Raw genomic sequence first — 20,836 nt, forward strand, 5'->3', positions numbered from 1 at the left:
CTCCACCCCGTGATACGGTTGCATCACAACGACGCGGGGTGGAGCAGCTCGGTAGCTCGCTGGGCTCATAACCCAGAGGTCGCAGGTTCAAATCCTGTCCCCGCTACGCGAAGTCGAGGGCCCGGATCCTTACCAGGATCCGGGCCCTCGCCATGTGTGCCGCGCCACGAGTGCCAACTGTGTGTCAGGTCACGCGAGTTGGCCGTCGACGTGTTTGACTTGTCTCTCTGTGGGCATGTCGACAAAACGCTGAAGAGACCACCGCTCGCGGTATACCGGCTGTACGCGAGTGGTCAGTGGTGCGACGATGGAAAATATGGGGGATAGGACAACTCTGTTGGAGACAGGGCGGTATGTGCAGCGGCACGTAGAGGATGGCGCCCGGGCCGAGAGCGGCGCGGCGGGATCCGCCGAGACCGCTGCCGACGCCGAGACCGAGGAGCGCCACCGGCGCGCCGCCGACGCGGGCGACACCGCGTCGATGAGCGTCCTCGGCGCGATGCTGCTGCGCCGAGGCGATCTCGACGCCGCCGAGCCCTATCTGCGTGCCGCGACCGCTGAGGGCGAACGCGCCGCGGCCAACAACCTGGGGGTGCTGCTCCACCAGCGCGGCTATGTCGACGAGGCGGCCGGCTGGTGGCGGGTCGCCGCCGTCGCCGGCTCCGCGGCCGCGGCCCACGCGCTGGGACGGCACTACCGCGAGCTGGGCGACGACCCCGCCGCCGAGTACTGGCTGCGCCAGTCCGCCGAGCAGGGCCACGCCCTGGGCGCGTACGCCCTCGCCGATCTGCTGGAGCACCGCAGCGACGTCGGGGCCGAGCGCTGGCTGCGCGCCGCCGCCGAGCAGGGGCACCGCGAAGCGGCGTACCGGCTCGCCCGCGCCCTGGAGGAACGGGCGCGCGAGACGGGCCATCCGGGCGCCGACGCGGTCTACCGCAGCGGTACGGGCCCCCCGACCTCGGCCGGCCGCCGTCGCCCGGGTGCCGACACGGGCCCGCGCGAGGACACCGGAGAGGGAGCCCCCGGCGGGCCTTCACTGATCAGCGAGGCCGCGCAGTGGTACCGGCAGGCCGCCGCCCGCGGCCATCGCCGGGCCGCGCTGCACCTGGGCGCGATCCTGGAGAAGCGGGGTGAGCTCAAGGAAGCGGGACGCTGGTATCTGACCTCCGCCAAGGACGGTGAGGCGCGGGCCGCCTGCGCCCTCGGCTTCCTGCTGCGCGACGCCGGCGACGAGGAGAGCGCCGCCGTCTGGTGGCTGCGCGCCGCGCAGGAGGGCGACGGGAACGCGGCCAACGCCCTCGGCGCGCTGCACGCCGCGCGCGGTGAGCAGCAGACCGCCGAGCGCTGGTACCGCGCCGCCATGGACGCGGGCGATGTGAACGGGGCGTACAACCTGGGGCTGCTCTGCGCCGCCCAGGACCGTACCGTCCAGGCCGAGCAGTGGTACCGCCGTGCCGCCTACGCGGGCCACCGCGAGGCCGCCAACGCCCTCGCCGTCCTGCTGCTCCAGGCCGACGATCCGACCGGCGCCGAACCCTGGTTCTCCAAGGCCGCCGAGGCGGGCAGCGTGGACGCCGCGTTCAACCTCGGCATCCTCTACGCGGGACGCGACGACGACGGTACGGCCCTGCGCTGGTACGAGCGCGCGGCGGCGGCCGGTCACACGGAAGCGGCCCTCCAGGTCGGGATCGCCTGCCTCAGGGACGGCGACGAGCGGTCGGCCGAGCGCCATCTGCGCTGCGCCGCCGGGGGCGGCAGCGCCGAGGCGGCATTCCGGCTGGCCACGGTCCTCGACTCGCGCCGGCCGCCGCCGGGACCGCCCGCGCTCGGGGAGCCGCACGGCGTGAAGACCGAGTGCGAGCAGTGGTACGAGCGCGCCGCCGAGCAGGGACACCGGCGCGCCCAGGTACGGGTCGGCATGCTCGCCGCGGGCCGCGGTGACATCGCGGACGCGGCGCGCTGGTACCGGGAGGCGGCGGAGGCGGGCAGTCGCAACGGCGCCTTCAACCTCGGGCTGCTGCTCGCCCGCGAGGGCGGCGAGCGGGAGGCCGCGCTGTGGTGGACCAGGGCCGCGCAGGCCGGGCACGGCCGGGCCGCGCTGCGCCTGGCGCTGCTCGCGGCACGCCGGGGCGAGCTGACCGAGGGCCAGCGGTGGTGCGCGCGCGCCGTCGAGCTGGGCCCCGCCGAGGTCGCGGAGCGCGCGGCCCGGCTGCGCGAGGCGCTCCACCAGGAGCTCACCGCGTAAGCACGCGGGGCGCGCGGAAAGGGATTTGCTCTGGTCGGTGGCGTGACGTAATGTTGCGTTCATCGACGCGGGGTGGAGCAGCTCGGTAGCTCGCTGGGCTCATAACCCAGAGGTCGCAGGTTCAAATCCTGTCCCCGCTACTGAAACCGGAGGCCCGGATCTCGAAAGAGGTCCGGGCCTCCGGTGTGTGCGTCCTGGCTACGACTGTGTCCTACGACGAAAGGCCCCAGCGGTCAGCTGCCGGGGCCTTTCGTGAAGCGGTAATCCGTGAACTGGTAATCCGTGAAGCCGTAACGCGTCAGGCGGTTACGCGGACGCGCAGTTCGGGCAGGTTCCCCGATACGTCACCTCGACACCCGAGATGGTGAACCCGAAGCGCTCCCCGTCCGGCAGATCGGCCAGCGGATCGCCCGACGGATGGACATCGCGTATGGCACCGCACTGGGCACAGACCAGGTGGTGGTGCGGCCGGTGCGCGTTCGGGTCGTACCGCTTGGCCCGGCGGTCCGTGGACACCTCGATCACTTCACCGAGCGTCACCATCTCACCCAAGGTGTTGTAGACGGTGGCCCGGGAGATCTCCGGAAGCCTGGCGACGGCGCGCGCGTGTACCTCGTCGGCGGTCAGATGCACGTGCTCCCCGTCGAGGACCTCGGCCACGACACGCCGCTGCGCCGTCATGCGCCAGCCGCGTTCGCGAAGTCGTTCCAACAGGTCACTCATGGGACCAGCCTAACAGTGAGGGGACCCAGGTCCCGAATGTGTGTGACTTTGGATGGCTGCTTGACTTAGACATAGTCCATCGTAGGATCGGAATCGGCACTCGCCAAGGGACAGAACCGAGCAGTAATGACGCAGGAGGCGCACGTGACGCAGGGACCGCTCACCACGGAGGCCGGGGCTCCGGTCGCCGACAACCAGAACAGCGAGACCGCGGGCGTCGGTGGTCCCGTTCTGGTCCAGGACCAGGCACTGCTGGAGAAGCTCGCGCACTTCAACCGTGAGCGCATCCCGGAGCGCATCGTGCACGCGCGCGGCGCCGGCGCGTACGGCACGTTCACGCTGACCCGTGATGTCTCGCAGTGGACGCGGGCGAAGTTCCTCTCCGAGGTCGGCAAGCAGACGGAGACGTTCCTGCGCTTCTCCACCGTCGCGGGCAACCTGGGCTCGGCGGACGCGGTGCGCGACCCGCGCGGCTTCGCGCTCAAGTTCTATACCGAAGAGGGCAATTACGACCTCGTCGGCAACAACACCCCGGTGTTCTTCATCAAGGACGCCATCAAGTTCCCCGACTTCATCCACACCCAGAAGCGCGACCCGTACACCGGCTCGCAGGAGGCGGACAACGTCTGGGACTTCTGGGGTCTGTCGCCGGAGTCCACCCACCAGGTGACCTGGCTGTTCGGTGACCGGGGTATCCCGGCCACGCTGCGTCACATGAACGGGTACGGCTCGCACACGTACCAGTGGAACAACGAGGCCGGCGAGGTCTTCTGGGTCAAGTACCACTTCAAGACCGACCAGGGCATCAAGAACCTCACCTCGGAAGAGGCCGCGGTGCTGGCGGGCCAGGACCCGGACAGCCACCAGCGCGATCTGCGCGAGGCCATCGAGCGCGGTGACTTCCCGTCCTGGACGGTGCAGATCCAGGTGATGCCGGCGGCCGAGGCGGCCACGTACCGCTTCAACCCGTTCGACCTGACCAAGGTCTGGCCGCACGAGGACTACCCGCCGATCGAGATCGGCAAGCTGGAGCTCAACCGCAACCCGGAGAACATCTTCGCGGAGGTCGAGCAGTCCATCTTCTCGCCGGCCCACTTCGTGCCGGGCATCGGTCCCTCCCCGGACAAGATGCTCCAGGGCCGTCTGTTCGCGTACGGCGACGCCCACCGCTACCGCGTCGGCATCAACGCCGACCACCTGCCGGTGAACCGTCCGCACGCCACCGAGGCGCGGACGAACAGCCGTGACGGCTTCCTGTACGACGGCCGCCACAAGGGCGCCAAGAACTACGAGCCGAACAGCTTCGGCGGCCCCTTCCAGACGGACAAGCCGCTGTGGCAGTCCGTTCCGGTCACCGGTGGCACCGGCAACCACGAGGCCCCGAGCCACGCCGAGGACAACGACTTCGTGCAGGCGGGCAATCTGTACCGGATGCTGTCCGAGGACGAGAAGGGCCGGCTGATCGACAACCTCGCCGGGTTCATCTCCCAGGTCTCGCGCGACGACATCGCCGAGCGCGCGGTGAACAACTTCCGCCAGGCGGACGGTGACTTCGGCAAGCGGCTGGAGGCCGCGGTCCAGGCCCTTCGCGGCTGACAGCCTCTCGCGCCGAGACGTCAGGGGCCGGGTCCTTCGGGATCCGGCCCCTGACGCCGTCCCGGGGCCCGGGACGTGTCCGGCCTCAGGCCCCGGCCAGTACCGCCGCCTCCCGCCGGGCCGGGGCCCAGCAGCGGATGATGTCGCGTACGGACACGATGCCGACCGGTTCGTGTTCATCGAGCACGATCAGATGGCGGAACCCGCCGCTGGACATGGCCGCCGCGGCTTCCTCCAGCGTCCAGGCGGGCGAGGCGAAGACGACGGACGTCGTGGTGTGGGTGCAGGCGGTCTCGGAATCGGGGCTCTCGTCGGCACCGAGCGAGTTGAGGATGTCGCGCTCGGTGAGGATTCCGATGCCGCAGTGGTCGGGATCGAGGACGACGGCGGCGCCGACGCGGCGGGCCGACATCAGCCGGGCCGCCTGGCGGAGCGTGTGCGTGGGGCCGATGGTCAGGACCACCGAACTCATGGCGTCACGGACGAGCATGGATGGAGTCACCTCCTCGGTGAACCGGTTTCCGGGGTCTCTTGAGGGCCGAGCGGAACGGGAAGACCCTTGGAGAAACGATTCACAAGTTCACAAGTGGGGGAACTCTTAGAGTGACACTGTTGCGCGGAGCGAACAAGGGGGCGCCCGACGCGGACGCCGGGGCGCGCGAAAAAATCAATAGCGCTGGTTGAGGTAGCCCAGAAGCTCCTCGTGGAGGATTCCGTTCGACGCCGCCGCGTTGCCGCTGTGGGGGCCCGGGCGGCCGTCGAGGCCGGTGAAGCTGCCGCCCGCCTCCTGGACGACGATCGCCGTCGCCGCCATGTCCCAGAGGGACAGCTCGGGCTCCGCGCAGATGTCGACCGAGCCCTCGGCGACCATCATGTACGGCCAGAAGTCGCCATAGCCGCGGGTGCGCCAGCACGCCCGGGTCAGGTCCAGGAAGCCGTCCAGCCGGCCCTGTTCCTCCCAGCCGGTCAGTGAGGAGTACGCGAACGACGCGTCCTGGACGCGGGAGACGTCCGAGACCCGCAGCCGCGTCGCGGAGGAGAGGCTCCGGCCCGTATAGGCGCCGCCGCCCTTCGCCGCCCACCAGCGCCGGCCCAGCGCGGGCGCGGACACCACGCCGACGACCGGTTCGTAGCCGCCCTCGGCGGCCACCATCAGGGAGATCAGCGTGGCCCAGACGGGCACCCCGCGGACATAGTTCTTGGTGCCGTCGATGGGGTCGATGACCCAGCGGCGCGGGCCCGTGCCCTCGACGCCGTACTCCTCGCCCAGGATCGCGTCACGCGGCCTCGCCCGCTGGAGATTGCCACGGATCAGCTCCTCGGCCGCCTTGTCGGCCTCACTCACCGGAGTCATGTCCGGTTTGGTCTCGACCTTGAGGTCGAGGGCCTTGAACCGGTCCATCGTCGCGGCGTCGGCGGCGTCCGCGAGGACATGGGCGAGACGCAGGTCATCGTGGTAGTCGGGCATGGTCGTCACAGTATCCATCGTGCGCGATGCCGGGCCACGGGGTCCGGTCGGCGAGAAGGCGCCGCGAAACCTTGACAGTGAGCGACAGCCCGTCAACTCTGTGCACAGAGCCGCACGGCCCCGGAGGCGACGATGCCTACAGCGCGTGAAGCCCTGCTCCGCTCCGCTCTCGCGGCGCTCGCCGAGCTGCCCTGGTCCGCGATCAGAATGGTCGATGTGGCGTCGGGCGCCGGGGTTTCCCGGCAGACCCTCTACAACGAGTTCGGCAGCAAGGACGGTCTGGCGCGTGCGCTGATGCGGCGTGAGGCCGATCGCTATCTGCACGGCGTGGAGCGGCTGTTGGGCGAGCGCGCCGACGCCGCTGACCGGCTGGTGGCCGTCGCCGAGTGGACCGTCGGCGAGGCACGGGCCAGACCGCTGCTGCGCGCGCTGCTCACCGGCTGCTGGGGGGAATGGCTCCCGGCGCCGCCGCCCGCGCGCGCGGCCACCGCCACGTCCGCCGTCCCGGCGCAGCGCCGCGCGGACGCCGGGCCGCCGGGGACCGCGGATCTGGTGGCGCTCGTACGGGACAGATCGGCGGCGGCGCTGCGCCAGGACCCGCGCGATCAGAGCCAACGCGATCACGGTCCACGCGATCCCGGCCGGCCCGATCCCGGCCGGCCCGACCGCGGTCAACGCGACCGTGATCGCGACGAGTTGCTCTACCGCTGTGAGCTGGCCGTCCGGCTCGCGCTCGCCCATCTCATCGCGCCCGGCGCCGAGTCCGTGGGGCCGCTGGTCCGTACGGCCGTCACCGCACCGCTCCGCGCGCCCCTGCGCGCTCCGCTCAGTGCGCCGAGCCCGAGAGCTGGAGCCCGATGACCCCGACGATCACCAGCGAGATCGAGACAAGCTTCAGTACGGACACGAGATCGCCGAGGAAGACCATCCCGTAGATCGCGGTGCCCGCCGCGCCGATGCCCGTCCACACCGCGTACGCGGGACCCACGTCGAGCTTCTTCAGCGCAAGCGTCAGCAGACCGAAGCTGCCGAGCGCGAAGGCCGCGAACGCGACCGTCGGCCACAGCCTGGTGAATCCGTGGGAGAGCTTCAGACAGACGGCAAAGCCGGTCTCCAGAATCCCGGCGACCACAACCAGCAGCCACGCCATTGAAAGGGCCTCCCCGCGTCGGTGACTGCTCGGTACCGTCCGATTTCTGGTGTGATTATGCCCCTTACCGGCACGGGCGGGCGGCAAACGTGTACGAGTCAGTCGCCTTCGCGCCGCTCCCGCGTGGCGAGAAGCCGGCGCAGCGAGTAGAGCCGGGCCGGATCGGCGTGGCCCTCGGCCACCCACGCGTCCAGCGCGCAGTCCGGTTCGTCATGGCTGCACGCGCGCGGGCAGCCCTCCGTCCCCGGCACCAGATCGGGGAAGGCGAGGATGACCCGGGACGGATCGACATGGTGGAGTCCGAAGGACCGGATCCCGGGGGTGTCGATCACCCAGCCGTCCGCCTTCGCCAGCGGCAGCGCCAGTGCCGAGGTGGTGGTGTGCCGGCCGCGTCCGGTGACCGCGTTGACGTCTCCGGTGATCCGCCGGCGGTCGTCCGGCACCAGCGCGTTGACCAGTGTCGTCTTGCCGACGCCCGAGTGGCCCACGAAGGCGGTGACCCGGCCGTCGAGATGTTCGCGTACGAGGTCCGCCGCGTGGCCGCTCGCCAGTTCGTCGCGGCGCGTGACGACATAGCGGATGCCCAGCGCGCGGTAGGTCTCCAGGAGTTCGTCCGGTGAGGCCAGATCGGACTTCGTCAGCACGAGCAGCGGTTCGAGCCCGCCGTCGTACGCCGCGACGAGACAGCGGTCGATCAGCCGGGGGCGCGGCTCCGGGTCGGCGAGGGCGGTGACCACGGCCAGCTGGTCGGCGTTGGCGACGACCACGCGCTCGTACGGATCGTCGTCGTCCGCCGTACGCCGCAGCACCGAGCGGCGCTTCTCGATCCGTACGATGCGCGCCAGCGTGTCCTTCTTGCCCGACAGATCGCCCACCAGGAAGACCTGGTCACCCACCACGGCCGCCTTGCGGCCCAGTTCGCGCGCCTTCATCGCCAGGACGACACGGTCCTCGACGAGACAGGTCAGCCGGCCCCGGTCGACGGTCAGGACCATGCCCTCCGACGCGTCCTCGTGCTTGGGCCGGATATTCGTACGCGGCCGGTTGCCCTTGGGGTTGGGGCGCTGGCGGATGTCGTCCTCGTCGGGGTTCTTGCCGTAGCGGCGCATCGCGTCAGGCTCCCGCTCCCGCGAGCATGTCCGTCCACATCCGCGGGAAGTCCGGCAGCGTCTTGGCGGTCGTGCCGACGTTCTCGATCTCCACGCCCTCGACGGCGAGACCGATGATCGAACCGGCCGTGGCCATGCGGTGGTCGTCGTAGGTGTGGAACACCCCGCCGTGCAGCGGGCGCGGGCGGATGTGCAGCCCGTCCGCGGTCTCGGTGACATCGCCGCCCAGCTCGTTGATCTCCTTGGTGAGCGCGGCCAGCCGGTCCGTCTCGTGGAGCCGCAGATGGGCCACGCCCCGCAGGGTGGAGGGCGAGTCGGCGAGCGCGGCGACGGCCGCGATGCCGGGGGTCAGCTCCCCGACCTCGCTCAGATCGAGATCGACGCCATGGATCCGGCCGGTGCCCGTGAAGGTCAGGCTGGTGCCCTCGGCCGTCTCGGCGAACTCGCACGAACCGCCCATAGCGGTGAAGATCTCGCGCAGCGCGTCACCCGGCTGAGTGGTTCGCGCGGGCCAGTCGGGGACGGTGACCCGGCCGCCCGTGACCAGAGCGGCGGCGAGGAACGGCTGGGCGTTGGAGAGATCGGGCTCCACGGTCAGATCGCGGCCGAGCAGCGCGCCCGCCGAGACCCGCCAGACATTCGGCTCACCACCGGTCTCGGGCTCGTCGACCTGGGCGCCGGCCGCGCGCAGCATGTCGACCGTCATCCTGATGTGCGGCAGCGAGGGCAGTACGGAGCCCACGTGCCGTACCTCCACGCCCTGGTTGAAGCGCGCTCCCGAGAGCAGCAGGGCCGAGACGAACTGGGAGGACGCGGAGGCGTCGATCTCCACCGCGCCGCCCTCCAGGGCGCCGCCGCCGTGCACGGTCAGCGGGAGCGAGCCGCGTCCGTCGTCGTCGATACGGGCGCCCAGCGCGCGCAGGGCGTTGATGACGCTGTGCAGCGGACGCTGATAGGAACGGGGGTCGCCGTCGAAGCGGACGGCGCCGTCGGCGAGCGTCGCGACGGGCGGCAGGAAGCGCATGACCGTACCGGCGTTGCCGACATCGACGGTGGCCGGGCCGTGCAGCCCCGAGGGGATCACCCGCCATGCCTCGCCGCTCGGGCCCGGTACGGCAGCGGCGGCGGAGCTGGACGAGGAGACGGTCTCCTCGATGCCGACGCCCATGGCCCGCAGCGCGTCGGCCATCAGGAGGGTGTCGCGGGAGCGCAGCGGGCGGCGCAGCCAGCCGGGCTCGGCGGCCAGCGCGGCGAGGACCAGACCTCGGTTGGTGACCGATTTCGATCCGGGCACGGTGACCGTCGCTTCGACGGCCCCGTTTGCGTAGGGGGCGGGCCAGAGGGCGGGCTGCACGGAGCTTTCGGTCATGGCCAATACTTTAGTGGTTCTTGAGAGACCTCGATCCTGATCAAATACGGAGAAACCAGGGCGTAATCCGAGGGTGATAAGAGGGCTGGCGGATGAGCGGCCGAATGAGGTCCCGTCCGGCCGGATTGTCGGTGTCACAGGCCCAGCAGCCAGCGCCCGCCGCCGGCCAGGGAGCAGAGCGAGACGGCGTGGAAGAGGAACAGCCACATCGCGGGCGGCGCGTGCGTCAGCCGGCCCAGCTGGTCCGCGTCGGAGTCCCCGGCGCCGCCGTACCGGCGCTTCGACTGGAGCTCGAAGGCGGGCCGTACGCCCCCGAGAAGCAGAAACCAGACGGCGGTGTACGCGAACGCCGACTGGACGTCCGGACCGGTCAGCCCGGAGATGAGCAGGAAGGCCGCCCCGGTGACGATCACCGTGAGCGCGCCGTACGCGTTGCGGATCATCACCAGCATCGCGAGCAGCAGGGCCGTCGCCAGCCACAGCAGCAGGGTGATGTGGTGCGCGGCGAGCAGCCAGGCGCCGCCGAGCCCGAGCAGCGGCGGGGCGGTGTAGCCCGCGGCGGCGGTGAGGATCATGCCGGGGCCGGTCGGCCTGCCCCGGCTGACGGTCAGGCCCGAGGTGTCCGAGTGCAGCCGGATGCCGTCGAGCCGGCGTCCGGTGACCAGGGCTATCAGCCCGTGGCCGCCCTCGTGCGCGATGGTTATCGCGTTACGGGACAGCCGCCAGAGCGGACGCGGTACGACGGTGGCGAGCGCGACGACCGCCGTCACGACCACCAGCCAGTCGCCGGGGGCGGGCTGGGTACCGAAGACGCGATCCCACAGATCGCCGATGGAGGCGGAGTCGATGCTGGCCATTGCTCGGGCGGCTCCTCAGCTGGGTGGCGTCGTGGCGGTGTCGTGGCTGGCAGTGTGGCACCGACGTGCCATACGTAGGAAAACGCCGCCGCGCCTCGCGCCGGTTCCGCCGGAAACCTGTGAACCGGCGCGGTCGGCGGCCCGCGGATCGTCGACGGGGGGCGCGGGCGGCAGGGTCGTCGGAGGCGCCTGCGCCGCCCCGCCTGTTCGGCGTAGCCTGGCGCCATCGCAGGCCATAGACGAGTAAGTCCGAAGTAGCGTCGTCCGTCCCGGGCAGACGGGACTTGGGACTTACTCGTATAGGGGTGGTTGAGGATGTGCGGCAGGTACGCGGCGAGCCGTCGGCCCGAGGACCTTCAGGGAGTCTTCGGCATCGAGAAGTGGGAGCCCGAGGAGACCCTCGCCCCCGACTGGAACGTGGCCCCGACCAAAGAGGTCTACGCCGTTCTGGAGCGCCCCGTGAAGGAGACGGCGGACCCCGGTCCGGTCCGTCAGCTGCGGAAACTCAAGTGGGGGCTCGTACCGTCCTGGGCCAAGACGCCCGAGGGCGGCGCGCGGATGATCAACGCGCGCGCCGAGACCGTGCACGAGAAGCCGTCGTTCCGGCGGCCCTTCGTCTCACGGCGCTGCATCCTCCCGGCCGACGGCTACTACGAGTGGGTCACCGGATCCGACGAGCGGCAGCTGGAGGAGCAGGGCAAGAAGAAGCGGCCCCGCAAGCAGCCGTACTTCGTCACCCCGGCCGACGGCTCGGTCTTCGCGATGGCCGGACTGTACGAGTTCTGGCGGGACCGCACGCTGCCCGACGACCATCCGTCGGCCTGGTGGGTCACCTGCTCGGTGATCACCACCGAGGCGGAGACGACCCCGCTGGCGGTGGCCCCGGCCGAGGGCCCCGGCTCGCTGGCGGAGATCCATCCGCGCATGCCGCTGATGCTGACGCCGGACCGCTGGGACGCCTGGCTGGACCCGGCCCGTACGGACCCGGAGGAGCTGCGGGCGCTGCTCGCCCCGCCGCCGGCCGGGCTGATGCGGGCGTATCCGGTCACGACGGCCGTCAGCAATGTCCGTAACAACGGTCCCGAGCTGCTGGAGGAGCTGCCGGCACCGGAGGAGAGCACGCTCTTCTGACGGAGCCTTCTGATGGAACGATGGCTGTGTGACGAGCGACACGACAGCGGAGCCGGACCAGCAGACCGTCGAAACCCCCGCCGGGGACGCCAGGATCACCTGGCATGCCGCGAAGCGGCCCCGCCGTGTCCTCGCCCTCGGCCATGGCGCCGGCGGCGGGATCGAGGCGCGTGACCTGCGGGCCCTGGCCGTCGCGCTGCCCCCGCTCGGGGTCACCGTCGCACTGGTGGAGCAGCCCTGGCGGGTGGCCGGCAAGAAGATGGCGCCCGCGCCCAAGACCCTCGACACCGGCTGGCGCGCGCTCTGGCCCGCGCTGGAGAAGCCGGGCGTGCCGGTCGTCGCGGGCGGGCGCAGCGCCGGCGCGCGCGTGGCCTGCCGTACGGCGCGCGAGCTGGGGGCGCACGCCGTACTGGCCCTGAGCTTCCCGCTGCATCCGCCGGGCAGGCCCGAGAGGTCCCGCGCCGCCGAACTGCTGGAGTCGGGCGTGCCCACCCTGGTCGTACAGGGCGGGAACGACCCCTTCGGGAAGCCCGCCGAGTACCCCGGACCGCCGGAGGGCGGGTACGAACTCCTGGAGGTGCCGTACGGAGACCACGGATTCGCCGTGCCCAAGAGGGCGCCCCTCTCGCAGGACGAGGCCCTCCGGATCATCACCGAGGGCGTGGCCGCCTGGCTCGCCGTACCGGACGGGACCCGGTGAAACCTCTGGGGAATGTCCGGCGTGAAGTCGCTGTTGTCAGGAACATCGGTAGACAGAGCACGAGAGGGAGTCCGTCGTATGGGTTCGACCATCTGCCCGCGCCGCTCAGACGCCACTGACCTGGAGTGGACGGTGCTTTCCGCGGCCAAGACCGCTTCTGTTCGGGCGGCCGGCGGGGCGGACCGGCAGGCCCCGTCGCATCAAGGTCGACTATTCTCCGATTCGAGTGGGTCCGCATTCGGCCCCGCCACATCGTTGGAGGAGGTGGGTCCGGTCACTGGGACCGACGGAGCGACCGACGACGGCCACATCGAAGAGACCACCGCCGAGCGCAATGCCCGTTTCGAGAGGGATGCTCTGGGCTACCTGGACCAGATGTACTCGGCCGCCCTGCGTATGACGCGCAATCCGGCCGATGCCGAGGATCTGGTGCAGGAGACCTATGCCAAGGCGTACGGCTCCTTCCACCAGTTCCGTGAGGGAACCAACCTCAAGGCGTGGATGTACCGCATCCTCACGAACACATTCATCAACTCGTACCGCAAGAAGCAGCGCGAGCCCCAGCGCAGTGCCGCCGAGGAGATCGAGGACTGGCAGCTGGCGCGCGCGGAGTCGCACATGTCGACCGGTCTGCGCTCCGCCGAGTCGCAGGCGCTCGACCATCTCCCGGACTCCGACGTGAAGGCCGCGCTCCAGGCGATTCCCGAAGAGTTCCGGATCGCCGTGTATCTCGCCGACGTAGAGGGCTTTGCGTACAAGGAGATCGCGGACATCATGGGAACCCCCATCGGTACGGTCATGTCACGACTGCACCGTGGCCGCCGCCAGCTGCGCGGCATGCTGGAGGACTACGCCCGTGACCGCGGGCTCGTCCCGGCGGGTGTCGGAGAGTCGTTGGACGATCGGAAAGGTTCGGACTCATGAGCTGCGGAGAGCCGCATGAGACGGATTGCGCCGAGGTCCTCGATCATCTCTACGAGTTCCTCGACCACGAGATGCCCGACAGCGACTGCACCAAGTTCGAGGTGCACTTCGAGGAGTGCTCCCCGTGCCTGGAGAAGTACGGCCTTGAGCAGGCCGTGAAGAAGCTGGTCAAACGGTGCTGCGGGCAGGACGACGTACCGGCCGATCTGCGCTCCAAGGTCATGGGGCGGATCGATCTGATCAGGTCGGGACAGGCGGTGCCCGACCACGAGGTGTCGGCGGCCGGAGCCGATCTCCCGGGTGTCGCCAAGGAGTAGCCGCTCCGGCAGAACGCGTTGAGGAGAGAGGGCGTATCGCGCGCGGCGCGGTGCGCCCTTACGCATGCTCGCGCGCCCTCGCCTGCGCGCCCCCACCCGCGCGCCCCCGCGCATGACTCTCGCGCGCGTACCCACCGTATGTCCGCGTATATCACCGCTGTCACCCGAAGGTGCTAATCGGCGGCAAACACCGGTTGGTCGCCCTCCAACTCGCTAGCCTGACCCTCTGTTTGGGCCGGGCCGAGAAGGGGGGAATACGCCGTGAGGGCCATTCCGGTGGCGGCGCGCGTCTGCGTTCTGGGTATCGCGCTCTGCGCGGCCCTCTGTGTCCATCCCGCGCTGCGCCCCGACACCGCCTGGGGAGTCGTCTCGCTGCTGGCGGCGCTGTACGCCTTCTGCGAGCTGCCCGCCCGCTGCCGCTGTCCGGGACGCTCGGCGAGCGGTTCCGCACCGGTCGTCGCCGGATCCTTCTTCCCCGTGCTGCTCGCCGCCGCCCTCCTGCTCCCGCCCGCCGCCGCCGCGCTGGTCGCCGTGCCGGGCGCGCTGCTCGGCCGGATCGAGCGGCGTCCGAGGAGCGCGCGGCGGATCTGGCGCGCGGCGCAGCTCACCGTCGCCACCTGGGCGGCGGCGTGGGCCCAGACGCTCTTCGGCGGTCCCGTCGCGCTCGGCGGCGGGGGATACGGGCTGACGACGCCCGACTTCCCGTACGTACTGCTGCCCACCGCGGCCGCGGCCCTCGCCTTCTGCCTGGTGCTCTCGGCGCTGGACGGCGCCATCCTGGTCACCGCCGAGCGGCTGCCGCTGCGCACCGCCTGGCGCGGGCTGCTGCCGCGCTCGCTCGCCCCGCTCGGCGCGCACGGGCTGGCCGGGCTGATGATGGCCGTCCTGTGGCGCAGCCCCTTCGGGCCGCTCTCCGCGCTCTTCGTCCTGCTGCCGATGTACATCTCCTGCTGGGTCTTCGCGCAGTATCACCGTGAGCGCGCCGCCCACCAGGCCACGATCAGGGCGCTCGTGCAGGCCGTCGACATCAAGGACCGGTACACCCGCGGCCACAGCGAGCGGGTCGGGCACGCCTCCGTACTGATCGCCCATGAGCTGGGCATGGAGCGGGAACGGATCGAAGTGCTCCGGTTCGCCGGGATCCTGCACGACGTCGGCAAACTCGGCGTCCCGACCCGGGTGCTGCGCAAGGACGGCCCGCTGACACCCGAGGAGCGCCGGGTGATCGAACTGCATCCCGAGTACGGGCACGAGATGGTGCGCGGCATCGGATTCCTGGGCGAGGCGCGGTCCGCGATCCTGCACCACCATGAACGGCTCGACGGCACCGGCTATCCGTACGGGCTCGCCGGGCAGTGCATCCCCGAGTTCGCCCGGGTGGTGGCCGTGGCCGACGCCTTCGACGCGATGACCTCGACCCGTTCGTACCGGCGGGGGCGGCCGGTGCCCACCGCGCTGGCGGAGCTGGAGCGGTGCGCGGGGACGCAGTTCGATCCGCGGATGGTGCGGGCGCTGGCACGGGCGCTGGACCGGCACGGCTGGCAGACGGCGGTCACGGCGGACGAGCCGGTGCCACCGGGCCCGCCGCCCGGCCCCTCGCCCAGCGCGACCCCTGCCCCGTCGCCCCCGTCGCCCTCGTCGTCCGCGTCGTCGTCGGCGCCACCGCCGACGGCCCGTCCGGCCGCACCGCCGCCCGTCCCGGCGGCGCTCCCGTTGTCCGCCGCGACCGGGCGCGGAAACGTCCCTCCTGCGCGGACCAGCGGCGTTGGCCACGCGGCCCATGCCGCCCGCACCGCCGCGACCGGCCAGAGCGGGCGCACCGGCCAGAGCGGGTGGTCCGAGCGGTACGGCCGGGGCGGCGGGAGATGACCTCCGCCGCGGTCCGGGCGCCGGCCGCCGGACGCCGTCCCGTCTCCCGTACGGTCGTCGCGGTGTACGGCGCGACGGCGCTGCTGACCGCCGCCGGGCTCGGCTCCACGCTCTGGCACGGCCTCGCCGACCCCGGGATCGCGCTGGCCTTCGGTGTCCTCATCGCCGTCGGTGAGCTGGCACGCTGGGGCGCGCTGCCCGGCGAGCGGGAGCCCGCGCCGGTCGCCGCCGCCGGGGCCCTCGCGTACGCGCTGCTCGGCGAGAACGCCGGACAGCCGGTCGGCCACGGCGTGCTCCAGACCGTCACCGTCGTCCTCACCGCCGGGCTCGCCGGGGCCGTACCGCACGTCGTCCGGGGGCGCGGGCCCGCACTCGACCACATGGTGAGACGCGTTCTCACCGTCGGCTTCGCCGCCTTCTGCTTCCAGCCGCTCTACGACTCGGCGGAGCTGCGGGAACGGTTCGGCGTCGGCCCCGGCTACGCGCTACTGCTCCTCCTGCTGCTCGCGCTCACCGCGCTCTGCGACGCCGTACTGGCCGCGCTCGTCCTGCGCGCCCGCAGCCGCCACCCCTTCGGGCCGCTGCTCCGCGACGAGCTGCGGGCCCTGCTGCACATCGGCTCCGCCGTCTGTGCCACCGGAGCGGTGATCGCGCTCGGGGTCGCCGTCGCCGGGCTGTGGGCGCTGCCGGTGTTCTGTGTGCCGCTGCTGCTGACCCAGCTGTCCTTCCGGCGGTACGCCGCGGTGCGCACGACGTACCGGCAGACGATCGCCTCCCTCGCCCGCGCCACCGAGATCGCCGGATACACCCCCCGGGGCCATGCCCGCAGGGTCGCCGAACTGAGCCTGGCCGTCGGCCGTGAACTGGGGCTCTCCGGCCCCGAACTGACCGTGCTGGAGTACGCCGCCCTGATGCACGACATCGGCCAGCTGTCCCTCGTCGACCCGGTGCCCGACGGTGCCACCGCCCTGCTGCCGGTCGCCGAACAGCGGCGCATCGCCCTGCTCGGCGGAGCGGTGGTCCGGCAGACCGGAGTGCCCGCGGCCGTCGCGGTGGTGGTGGAGCGGCAGGCGGACCCGTACCGGGAACAGCCGATGTCCGCCCGGATTGTCCGCGCCGTCAATGCGTACGACGATCTGGCCGGGGAATGTGGCACTTCGAGTGGACCGCTCGGTGCGCTGGAGCGGCTCCGGCTCGGGACGGCGCACGACTACCAGCCCGAGGTGGTGGAATCCCTGGCGCGCGTGCTCTCCCGGGGGCGGTCGGGACCCCGGTCCGATGGGGTAACCCATGGGTAATGAGCGGGCGTCCGACCGAGCATGGTTGGATGCGAAGAAGAGCAAGATGTGGTGTCCGGGGGCACTGACCCGAACGACCGGCAGGCGGGAATCGTGAGGATCTTCGGGAAGGTACGGCATCGGCCCTCCGCCTCGTGGCGGCAGGCCACCGACCGCGCGTTCACGCTGATCGGTGACGGCCGGTACGAGGACGCGGGGGCGCTGCTGACGCGCGCGGCGGATCTGGAGCCCTGGCTCTCCGAGTCCTGGTTCAATCTGGCGCTGCTGCACAAGTTCCGGCACGACTGGGAGCAGGCGCGCGCCGCCGGGCTGCGCGCCGTCGCCCTGCTGGACAAGGAGACCGGCGCGCCCGACTGGTGGAACGTCGGGATCGCCGCCACCGCGCTCCAGGACTGGCCGCTGGCCCGCCGTGCCTGGCAGGCGTACGGCCTGCGGGTGCCGGGCAATCCGCACACCGTCGAGGCCAACGGCGAGCCCGAGGGCATGGAGCTGGGCAGCGCGGCCGTCAGGCTCTCGCCGGAGGGCGAGGCCGAGGTCGTCTGGGGCCGCAGGCTCGACCCGGCCAGGATAGAAGTGCTCTCGATCCCGCTGCCGTCGTCGGGCAGGCGCTGGGGCGAGGTCGTCCTGCACGACGGCGTGCCGAACGGTGAACGGACGACGGCGTCGAGCCCCGACGGCACCACCCGCGCCTACCCCGTCTTCGACGAGATCGAGCTGTGGGCGCCCTCGCCCGTACCCACCTGGGTGGTGCTGCTGGAGGCGGCGACCGAGGAGGACAGGGACGCCCTGGAGCGGCTGGCCGCCGACGCCGGGTTCGCCGCCGAGGACTGGTCGTCGTCCGTACGGCTGCTGTGCCGGGCCTGCTCGGAGTCCACGATGCCCAGCGCCGAGGGCGACGGCGAGCATCTCGACCCGCACGACCACAGCGAGCCGGGCCATCCGGGGCCTCTGGGCCACCGCACGGCCGGTGACCTGTGGGCCCCCGAGCGCGAGTGCGGGATCGCGGCCCCGGCGGCGCTGGTACGGGGCCTGCTGGACGGCTGGGTCGCCGACAGCCCGGACACCCGCGAGTGGCGCGATCTCGAAGAGGTCTGCTGAGAGCCCCGCGGAGCGGCCTGCCGGGCCGGCAGCGGAGCCTCCTGCCGGGCCGAACGGGCCTGATGGCACTTTGACCACGCTCCCCGGGGGCTGCCCTTAGGCTGTATGGGCACATCGCACGGATCGTGCAGGCAGCATCGGGTACCGAGGAAGGCGTACTGCGGACATGGCGCAGCAGGAGACGGACCAGCGGATCGACAGTGGGACCTCGGTGGCGGAGCCGGGGGACGGGTTCGTCGTGGACACGGAGGACGCCGAGGCGCGCGAGCTGGCGCACCGCGAGCGCGGCACGTCCCGCCCGATCACCGTCGTCGGGAATCCGGTGCTCCACAAGGAGTGCCGGGACGTCACGGAGTTCGGTGACGAGCTCGCCGCGCTGATCGACGACATGTTCGCCAGCCAGCACACCGCCGAGGGCGTGGGCCTGGCCGCCAACCAGATCGGTGTCGACCTGAAGGTCTTCGTCTACGACTGCCCGGACGACGACGGCGTACGGCACGTCGGCGCCATCTGCAACCCGGTACTGGAGGAGCTGCCGCCCGCCGAGCGCCATCTCGACGACTCCAGCGAGGGCTGCCTCTCCGTACCGACGGCGTACGCGTCGCTCGCGCGCCCCGACTACGCGGTGGTGCGCGGTCAGGACGCGCAGGGCAAGCCCGTCCGGGTGCGCGGCACGGGCTACTTCGCCCGCTGCCTCCAGCACGAGACGGACCATCTCTACGGGTATCTGTACATCGACCGTCTGTCGAAGCGCGACCGCAAGGACGCGCTCCGGCAGATGGCGGAGAACACCCCGCGCTACGAGACCGTTCCCAACCCCTGAGGCGCTGCCCCGTCCGCGGCAGGCGGCGGGGGCACGGCCGTGCGCTGGTACTCCGACCAGATCAGCGGCGGGAAGACGCTGCCCCGCTCGGAGTCGGCGCCGCCCACGCCGTTCATGGGAAGCAGGTGCGGGACGTCCGGCTTCGTACGGAACATCGTGACCGACGTGCTCAGTTCCTTGGTGGTACCGATGAACCAGGCTGATTTCATACGGTCGTTGGGACCGGTCCCGCCGGCCATGACCGGGTAGTGGATCTTCCGGTCCTTGGGCGGTTCGAGGGCGCTCCAGCCCACCTGCTGGAGCGCCTCGCCGACCACGGCGGCCACCTTCGATTGCATCGCGCGCCGCGCCCCGGGCTTTTCGAAGCCGTCGACCGCGGCGCCGTCGCGCACCATCCTGGTCACCGAGTACGGCTCGGTCGCCCGGCCGCTGTTGAGGAAGGTCGTATAGGCGCTGGCCAGCCGGACGGCGCTGGGCGTCGAGGTGCCGATCGAGAACGTCGGCTCCAGCTTCGCCATGCTCTCCTCGCGCAGCCCCGACGCGACCGCCAGCTTCCTGACGGTCTTCAGCCCGATCGTCTTGCCGGTCTGCACGAACGGGGTGTTGTCCGAGTCCACCAGGGGTTGGGTGAGGTCCATGAACGGCATCGGCTCCGTCGCCGTGGGTACGGCCTGTCCCGGTTTCCCGCGTCCTGCTGCCTGCTGCCCCCGGGCGTTGAGGTGCTCCAGGGCGGCGGCGTACACGAAGGGCTTGAACGCCGAGCCCGCGGGCACGCCCGAGGTGTCCGCGTTGTTGCTGAAGTGCTCGATGGCGTCGGAGCCGCCGTACACCGCGACGATCGCGCCGTCCTTGGGCCGTACGGACGCCGCGCCGACCTGTACATGCCGGTCGGCCTCGCGCTTCTTCGGGTCGAGACGCTCCGCGCGTACCTTCTCGACGGCCTTGGCCAGCGCGCGCACCTTGTCCTTCTCGAAGGTGGTGTGGACGCGGTAGCCGCCACCGGCGAGATCCTTGTCCGTGATACCCGTGCGGCTCTTGATGTACTTGTTGGCGATGTCGATGAGATAGCCGATCTGTCCCGCCTGGCTGGTCGGCTTGACGGGCGGCTTCGGCTCGGGGAACGACGTGTACTTCGCGCGTTCCTCGGCGCTCATCAGGCCGGTCTCGACCTGACGGTCCAGGATCCAGCTCCACCTGTCCTCGGCTCGCTCGCGGTTCGCGGGGCCGAGGGCGGGGTCGTAACTGTCCGCGCCCTTCAGGAGCGTGGCGAGCAGCGCGCCCTGACCGGGGTTCAGATCCTTGGCGGGGACGCCGTAATACGCGTACGAGGCGGCCTGCACGCCGTACGAGTCGCGGCCGAACCACGAGGTGTTCAGATACCCCTGGAGGATCTCGGACTTGGGCTTCCGGTTGCTGACCTTCAGGGAGAGGAAGAGCTCCTTGACCTTGCGGCTGACGGTCTGGTCCTGACTCAGATAGGTGTTCTTCACATACTGCTGGGTGATCGTCGAACCGCCCTGGGTTTCCTCGCCCTTGACGATGTTCATGGCGGCGCGGGCGATGCCCGTCGCCGAGACGCCCGAGTCGCTGTAGAAGTCCGCGTTCTCCGCCGCGATGACCGCGTTCCGGAGGGACATGGGCACCTGCGCGAGGGTGACGTCCTGCCGGTTCATATCGCCGACGCTCACCATCCGGCTGCCGTCCGCCCAGTAGTAGACGGTGGCCTGCCGGCGCGCGGAGTCGTGCTCGTCCGGGAACTCGACGCTCAGATAGATGGCGACGAAGAGGCCGGCGAGCGCGCCGGCGGAGAGCAGGAGCAGGCCGGAGACGAGCTTCCAGGAGGGCAGCCAGCGCCGCCAGCCGTGGCGGCCGGCTCGGGGTATGTCGATGCGCCGTCGGCGGCGGGGGCCGGGCGGGGCGGTGGTGTTGGCGGCGGCGGCGTTGGCTGCGGTGTTCGCGGCGGTGTTGGCGTCTGCGGCGTCGTCGTCTGCGGCGTCTGCGGCGGCGTCTGCGGCGGCCGGGTTTTCCGTGTGGTTCGCGCGGCGTATGCGGGGGAGCCTCATGGGGGGGTGCCCCTATGGGTTTCGTCAAGCTGATGGGGCGGGCTGTGGGTCGTAGAAGGTGCCGTCGCGGAGCATCGCGAAGAGCACGTCGGCTCG

General features: G+C 71.3%; 19 protein-coding genes and 2 tRNA genes. 13 read left to right on the plus strand and 8 right to left on the minus strand.

All coding sequences use genetic code 11. The annotated features are described in order from the left end of the window. The first annotated feature begins 32 nt into the window (after nucleotides 1-32). The 3 genes from ACFRKB_RS04590 to ACFRKB_RS04600 all read left to right on the plus strand — a co-directional run bounded on the left by ACFRKB_RS04590 (nucleotide 33) and on the right by ACFRKB_RS04600 (nucleotide 2,385). Nucleotides 33-106: transfer RNA gene (locus ACFRKB_RS04590), tRNA-Met, on the plus strand. A 201-nt stretch (nucleotides 107-307) separates the two neighbouring features. Next, the gene (locus ACFRKB_RS04595; RefSeq protein ID WP_383103224.1) at nucleotides 308-2,245 is read left to right on the plus strand and encodes a tetratricopeptide repeat protein; all 1,938 of its coding nucleotides are present in this window, start codon (nucleotides 308-310) and stop codon (nucleotides 2,243-2,245) included. A gap of 66 nt (nucleotides 2,246-2,311) precedes the next feature. Then, nucleotides 2,312-2,385, plus strand: a tRNA-Met gene (locus tag ACFRKB_RS04600). A 166-nt stretch (nucleotides 2,386-2,551) separates the two neighbouring features. Here the strand turns inward: ACFRKB_RS04600 and ACFRKB_RS04605 are convergent. Then, nucleotides 2,552-2,968: a Fur family transcriptional regulator gene (locus tag ACFRKB_RS04605; RefSeq protein WP_030352843.1), complete on the minus strand. Its 417-nt coding sequence runs from the start codon at nucleotides 2,966-2,968 to the stop codon at nucleotides 2,552-2,554. 144 nt (nucleotides 2,969-3,112) lie between these two features. On the opposite strand from ACFRKB_RS04605, the gene ACFRKB_RS04610 reads away from it, so the two are divergent. Further along, nucleotides 3,113-4,564, plus strand: a complete 1,452-nt coding sequence (locus tag ACFRKB_RS04610; protein ID WP_383103226.1) for a catalase — start codon at nucleotides 3,113-3,115, stop codon at nucleotides 4,562-4,564. 85 nt (nucleotides 4,565-4,649) lie between these two features. On the opposite strand, the gene ACFRKB_RS04615 is transcribed toward ACFRKB_RS04610, so the two are convergent. Both ACFRKB_RS04615 and hisN read right to left on the minus strand, forming a co-directional pair. Continuing rightward, nucleotides 4,650-5,054: a CBS domain-containing protein gene (locus ACFRKB_RS04615; RefSeq protein WP_383103228.1), complete on the minus strand. Its 405-nt coding sequence runs from the start codon at nucleotides 5,052-5,054 to the stop codon at nucleotides 4,650-4,652. 177 nt (nucleotides 5,055-5,231) lie between these two features. Beyond that, nucleotides 5,232-6,032: a histidinol-phosphatase gene (gene hisN, locus ACFRKB_RS04620; protein WP_365971190.1), complete on the minus strand. Its 801-nt coding sequence runs from the start codon at nucleotides 6,030-6,032 to the stop codon at nucleotides 5,232-5,234. 132 nt (nucleotides 6,033-6,164) lie between these two features. On the opposite strand from hisN, the gene ACFRKB_RS04625 reads away from it, so the two are divergent. Then, nucleotides 6,165-6,893 (plus strand): TetR/AcrR family transcriptional regulator, encoded by a 729-nt coding sequence (locus ACFRKB_RS04625; protein ID WP_383103230.1) that lies wholly within the window; start codon nucleotides 6,165-6,167, stop codon nucleotides 6,891-6,893. On the opposite strand, the gene ACFRKB_RS04630 is transcribed toward ACFRKB_RS04625, so the two are convergent. The 4 genes from ACFRKB_RS04630 to ACFRKB_RS04645 all read right to left on the minus strand — a co-directional run bounded on the left by ACFRKB_RS04630 (nucleotide 6,859) and on the right by ACFRKB_RS04645 (nucleotide 10,517). Further along, entirely contained in the window at nucleotides 6,859-7,182 is a 324-nt protein-coding gene (locus tag ACFRKB_RS04630) for a DMT family transporter (RefSeq protein ID WP_383103232.1), read from the minus strand. The two genes, ACFRKB_RS04625 and ACFRKB_RS04630, sit on opposite strands and share 35 nt — an antisense overlap. A 98-nt stretch (nucleotides 7,183-7,280) precedes the next feature. Next, nucleotides 7,281-8,291, minus strand: coding sequence for a ribosome small subunit-dependent GTPase A (gene rsgA / locus ACFRKB_RS04635; protein WP_383103234.1), 1,011 nt, complete (start codon nucleotides 8,289-8,291; stop codon nucleotides 7,281-7,283). Between the two features lie 4 nt (nucleotides 8,292-8,295). After that, complete coding sequence (aroA, locus tag ACFRKB_RS04640) at nucleotides 8,296-9,660, minus strand: 3-phosphoshikimate 1-carboxyvinyltransferase (protein WP_383103236.1); 1,365 nt, start codon at nucleotides 9,658-9,660, stop codon at nucleotides 8,296-8,298. Between the two features lie 134 nt (nucleotides 9,661-9,794). Beyond that, on the minus strand, nucleotides 9,795-10,517 hold the full coding sequence (locus ACFRKB_RS04645) for a M50 family metallopeptidase (RefSeq protein WP_383103238.1): 723 nt from the start codon (nucleotides 10,515-10,517) through the stop codon (nucleotides 9,795-9,797). 315 nt (nucleotides 10,518-10,832) lie between these two features. Between ACFRKB_RS04645 and ACFRKB_RS04650 the strand changes: the two genes are divergently transcribed. The 8 genes from ACFRKB_RS04650 (at nucleotide 10,833) to def (ending at nucleotide 18,677) form a co-directional block, all read left to right on the plus strand. After that, nucleotides 10,833-11,648, plus strand: coding sequence for an SOS response-associated peptidase (locus ACFRKB_RS04650; RefSeq protein ID WP_383103239.1), 816 nt, complete (start codon nucleotides 10,833-10,835; stop codon nucleotides 11,646-11,648). A gap of 28 nt (nucleotides 11,649-11,676) precedes the next feature. Further along, a complete protein-coding gene (locus ACFRKB_RS04655; RefSeq protein WP_383103240.1) occupies nucleotides 11,677-12,348 on the plus strand; it encodes an alpha/beta hydrolase family protein in 672 nt (223 codons plus the stop codon). A gap of 264 nt (nucleotides 12,349-12,612) precedes the next feature. Next, nucleotides 12,613-13,272: a sigma-70 family RNA polymerase sigma factor gene (locus ACFRKB_RS04660; RefSeq protein WP_193564036.1), complete on the plus strand. Its 660-nt coding sequence runs from the start codon at nucleotides 12,613-12,615 to the stop codon at nucleotides 13,270-13,272. Next, entirely contained in the window at nucleotides 13,269-13,589 is a 321-nt protein-coding gene (rsrA, locus tag ACFRKB_RS04665; RefSeq protein ID WP_383103242.1) for a mycothiol system anti-sigma-R factor, read from the plus strand. Before ACFRKB_RS04660 ends, rsrA begins: the two co-directional genes overlap by 4 nt. Before the next feature lie 261 nt (nucleotides 13,590-13,850). Beyond that, the gene (locus tag ACFRKB_RS04670) at nucleotides 13,851-15,458 is read left to right on the plus strand and encodes an HD-GYP domain-containing protein (RefSeq protein WP_383103244.1); all 1,608 of its coding nucleotides are present in this window, start codon (nucleotides 13,851-13,853) and stop codon (nucleotides 15,456-15,458) included. Beyond that, entirely contained in the window at nucleotides 15,455-16,756 is a 1,302-nt protein-coding gene (locus tag ACFRKB_RS04675) for an HD-GYP domain-containing protein (RefSeq protein ID WP_383103245.1), read from the plus strand. Before ACFRKB_RS04670 ends, ACFRKB_RS04675 begins: the two co-directional genes overlap by 4 nt. 93 nt (nucleotides 16,757-16,849) lie before the next feature. Beyond that, nucleotides 16,850-17,854: a tetratricopeptide repeat protein gene (locus ACFRKB_RS04680; RefSeq protein ID WP_365971434.1), complete on the plus strand. Its 1,005-nt coding sequence runs from the start codon at nucleotides 16,850-16,852 to the stop codon at nucleotides 17,852-17,854. A 166-nt stretch (nucleotides 17,855-18,020) separates the two neighbouring features. Then, entirely contained in the window at nucleotides 18,021-18,677 is a 657-nt protein-coding gene (gene def, locus ACFRKB_RS04685; RefSeq protein ID WP_383103247.1) for a peptide deformylase, read from the plus strand. On the opposite strand, the gene ACFRKB_RS04690 is transcribed toward def, so the two are convergent. After that, nucleotides 18,653-20,740 carry a transglycosylase domain-containing protein gene (locus ACFRKB_RS04690; protein ID WP_383103249.1) on the minus strand — a complete coding sequence of 696 codons (2,088 nt, stop codon included), beginning with the start codon at nucleotides 20,738-20,740 and terminating at the stop codon, nucleotides 18,653-18,655. The genes def and ACFRKB_RS04690 overlap by 25 nt on opposite strands. Nucleotides 20,741-20,836: the final 96 nt, after the last annotated feature.

This window comes from Streptomyces scopuliridis (assembly GCF_042790125.1).
Taxonomy (GTDB): Bacteria; Actinomycetota; Actinomycetes; order Streptomycetales; family Streptomycetaceae; genus Streptomyces; species Streptomyces scopuliridis_A.

Bases quoted from the DNA above. Each gene is read 5' to 3' on its own strand.
- ACFRKB_RS04595 (WP_383103224.1), top strand. From the start codon at position 308: ATGGAAAATATGGGGGATAGGACAACTCTGTTGGAGACAGGGCGGTAT.
- ACFRKB_RS04605 (WP_030352843.1), bottom strand. From the start codon at position 2,968: ATGAGTGACCTGTTGGAACGACTTCGCGAACGCGGCTGGCGCATGACG.
- ACFRKB_RS04615 (WP_383103228.1), bottom strand. From the start codon at position 5,054: ATGCTCGTCCGTGACGCCATGAGTTCGGTGGTCCTGACCATCGGCCCC.
- hisN (WP_365971190.1), bottom strand. From the start codon at position 6,032: ATGCCCGACTACCACGATGACCTGCGTCTCGCCCATGTCCTCGCGGAC.
- ACFRKB_RS04625 (WP_383103230.1), top strand. From the start codon at position 6,165: ATGCCTACAGCGCGTGAAGCCCTGCTCCGCTCCGCTCTCGCGGCGCTC.
- ACFRKB_RS04630 (WP_383103232.1), bottom strand. From the start codon at position 7,182: ATGGCGTGGCTGCTGGTTGTGGTCGCCGGGATTCTGGAGACCGGCTTT.
- rsgA (WP_383103234.1), bottom strand. From the start codon at position 8,291: ATGCGCCGCTACGGCAAGAACCCCGACGAGGACGACATCCGCCAGCGC.
- aroA (WP_383103236.1), bottom strand. From the start codon at position 9,660: ATGACCGAAAGCTCCGTGCAGCCCGCCCTCTGGCCCGCCCCCTACGCA.
- ACFRKB_RS04645 (WP_383103238.1), bottom strand. From the start codon at position 10,517: ATGGCCAGCATCGACTCCGCCTCCATCGGCGATCTGTGGGATCGCGTC.
- ACFRKB_RS04650 (WP_383103239.1), top strand. From the start codon at position 10,833: ATGTGCGGCAGGTACGCGGCGAGCCGTCGGCCCGAGGACCTTCAGGGA.
- rsrA (WP_383103242.1), top strand. From the start codon at position 13,269: ATGAGCTGCGGAGAGCCGCATGAGACGGATTGCGCCGAGGTCCTCGAT.
- ACFRKB_RS04675 (WP_383103245.1), top strand. From the start codon at position 15,455: ATGACCTCCGCCGCGGTCCGGGCGCCGGCCGCCGGACGCCGTCCCGTC.
- def (WP_383103247.1), top strand. From the start codon at position 18,021: ATGGCGCAGCAGGAGACGGACCAGCGGATCGACAGTGGGACCTCGGTG.
- ACFRKB_RS04690 (WP_383103249.1), bottom strand. From the start codon at position 20,740: ATGAGGCTCCCCCGCATACGCCGCGCGAACCACACGGAAAACCCGGCC.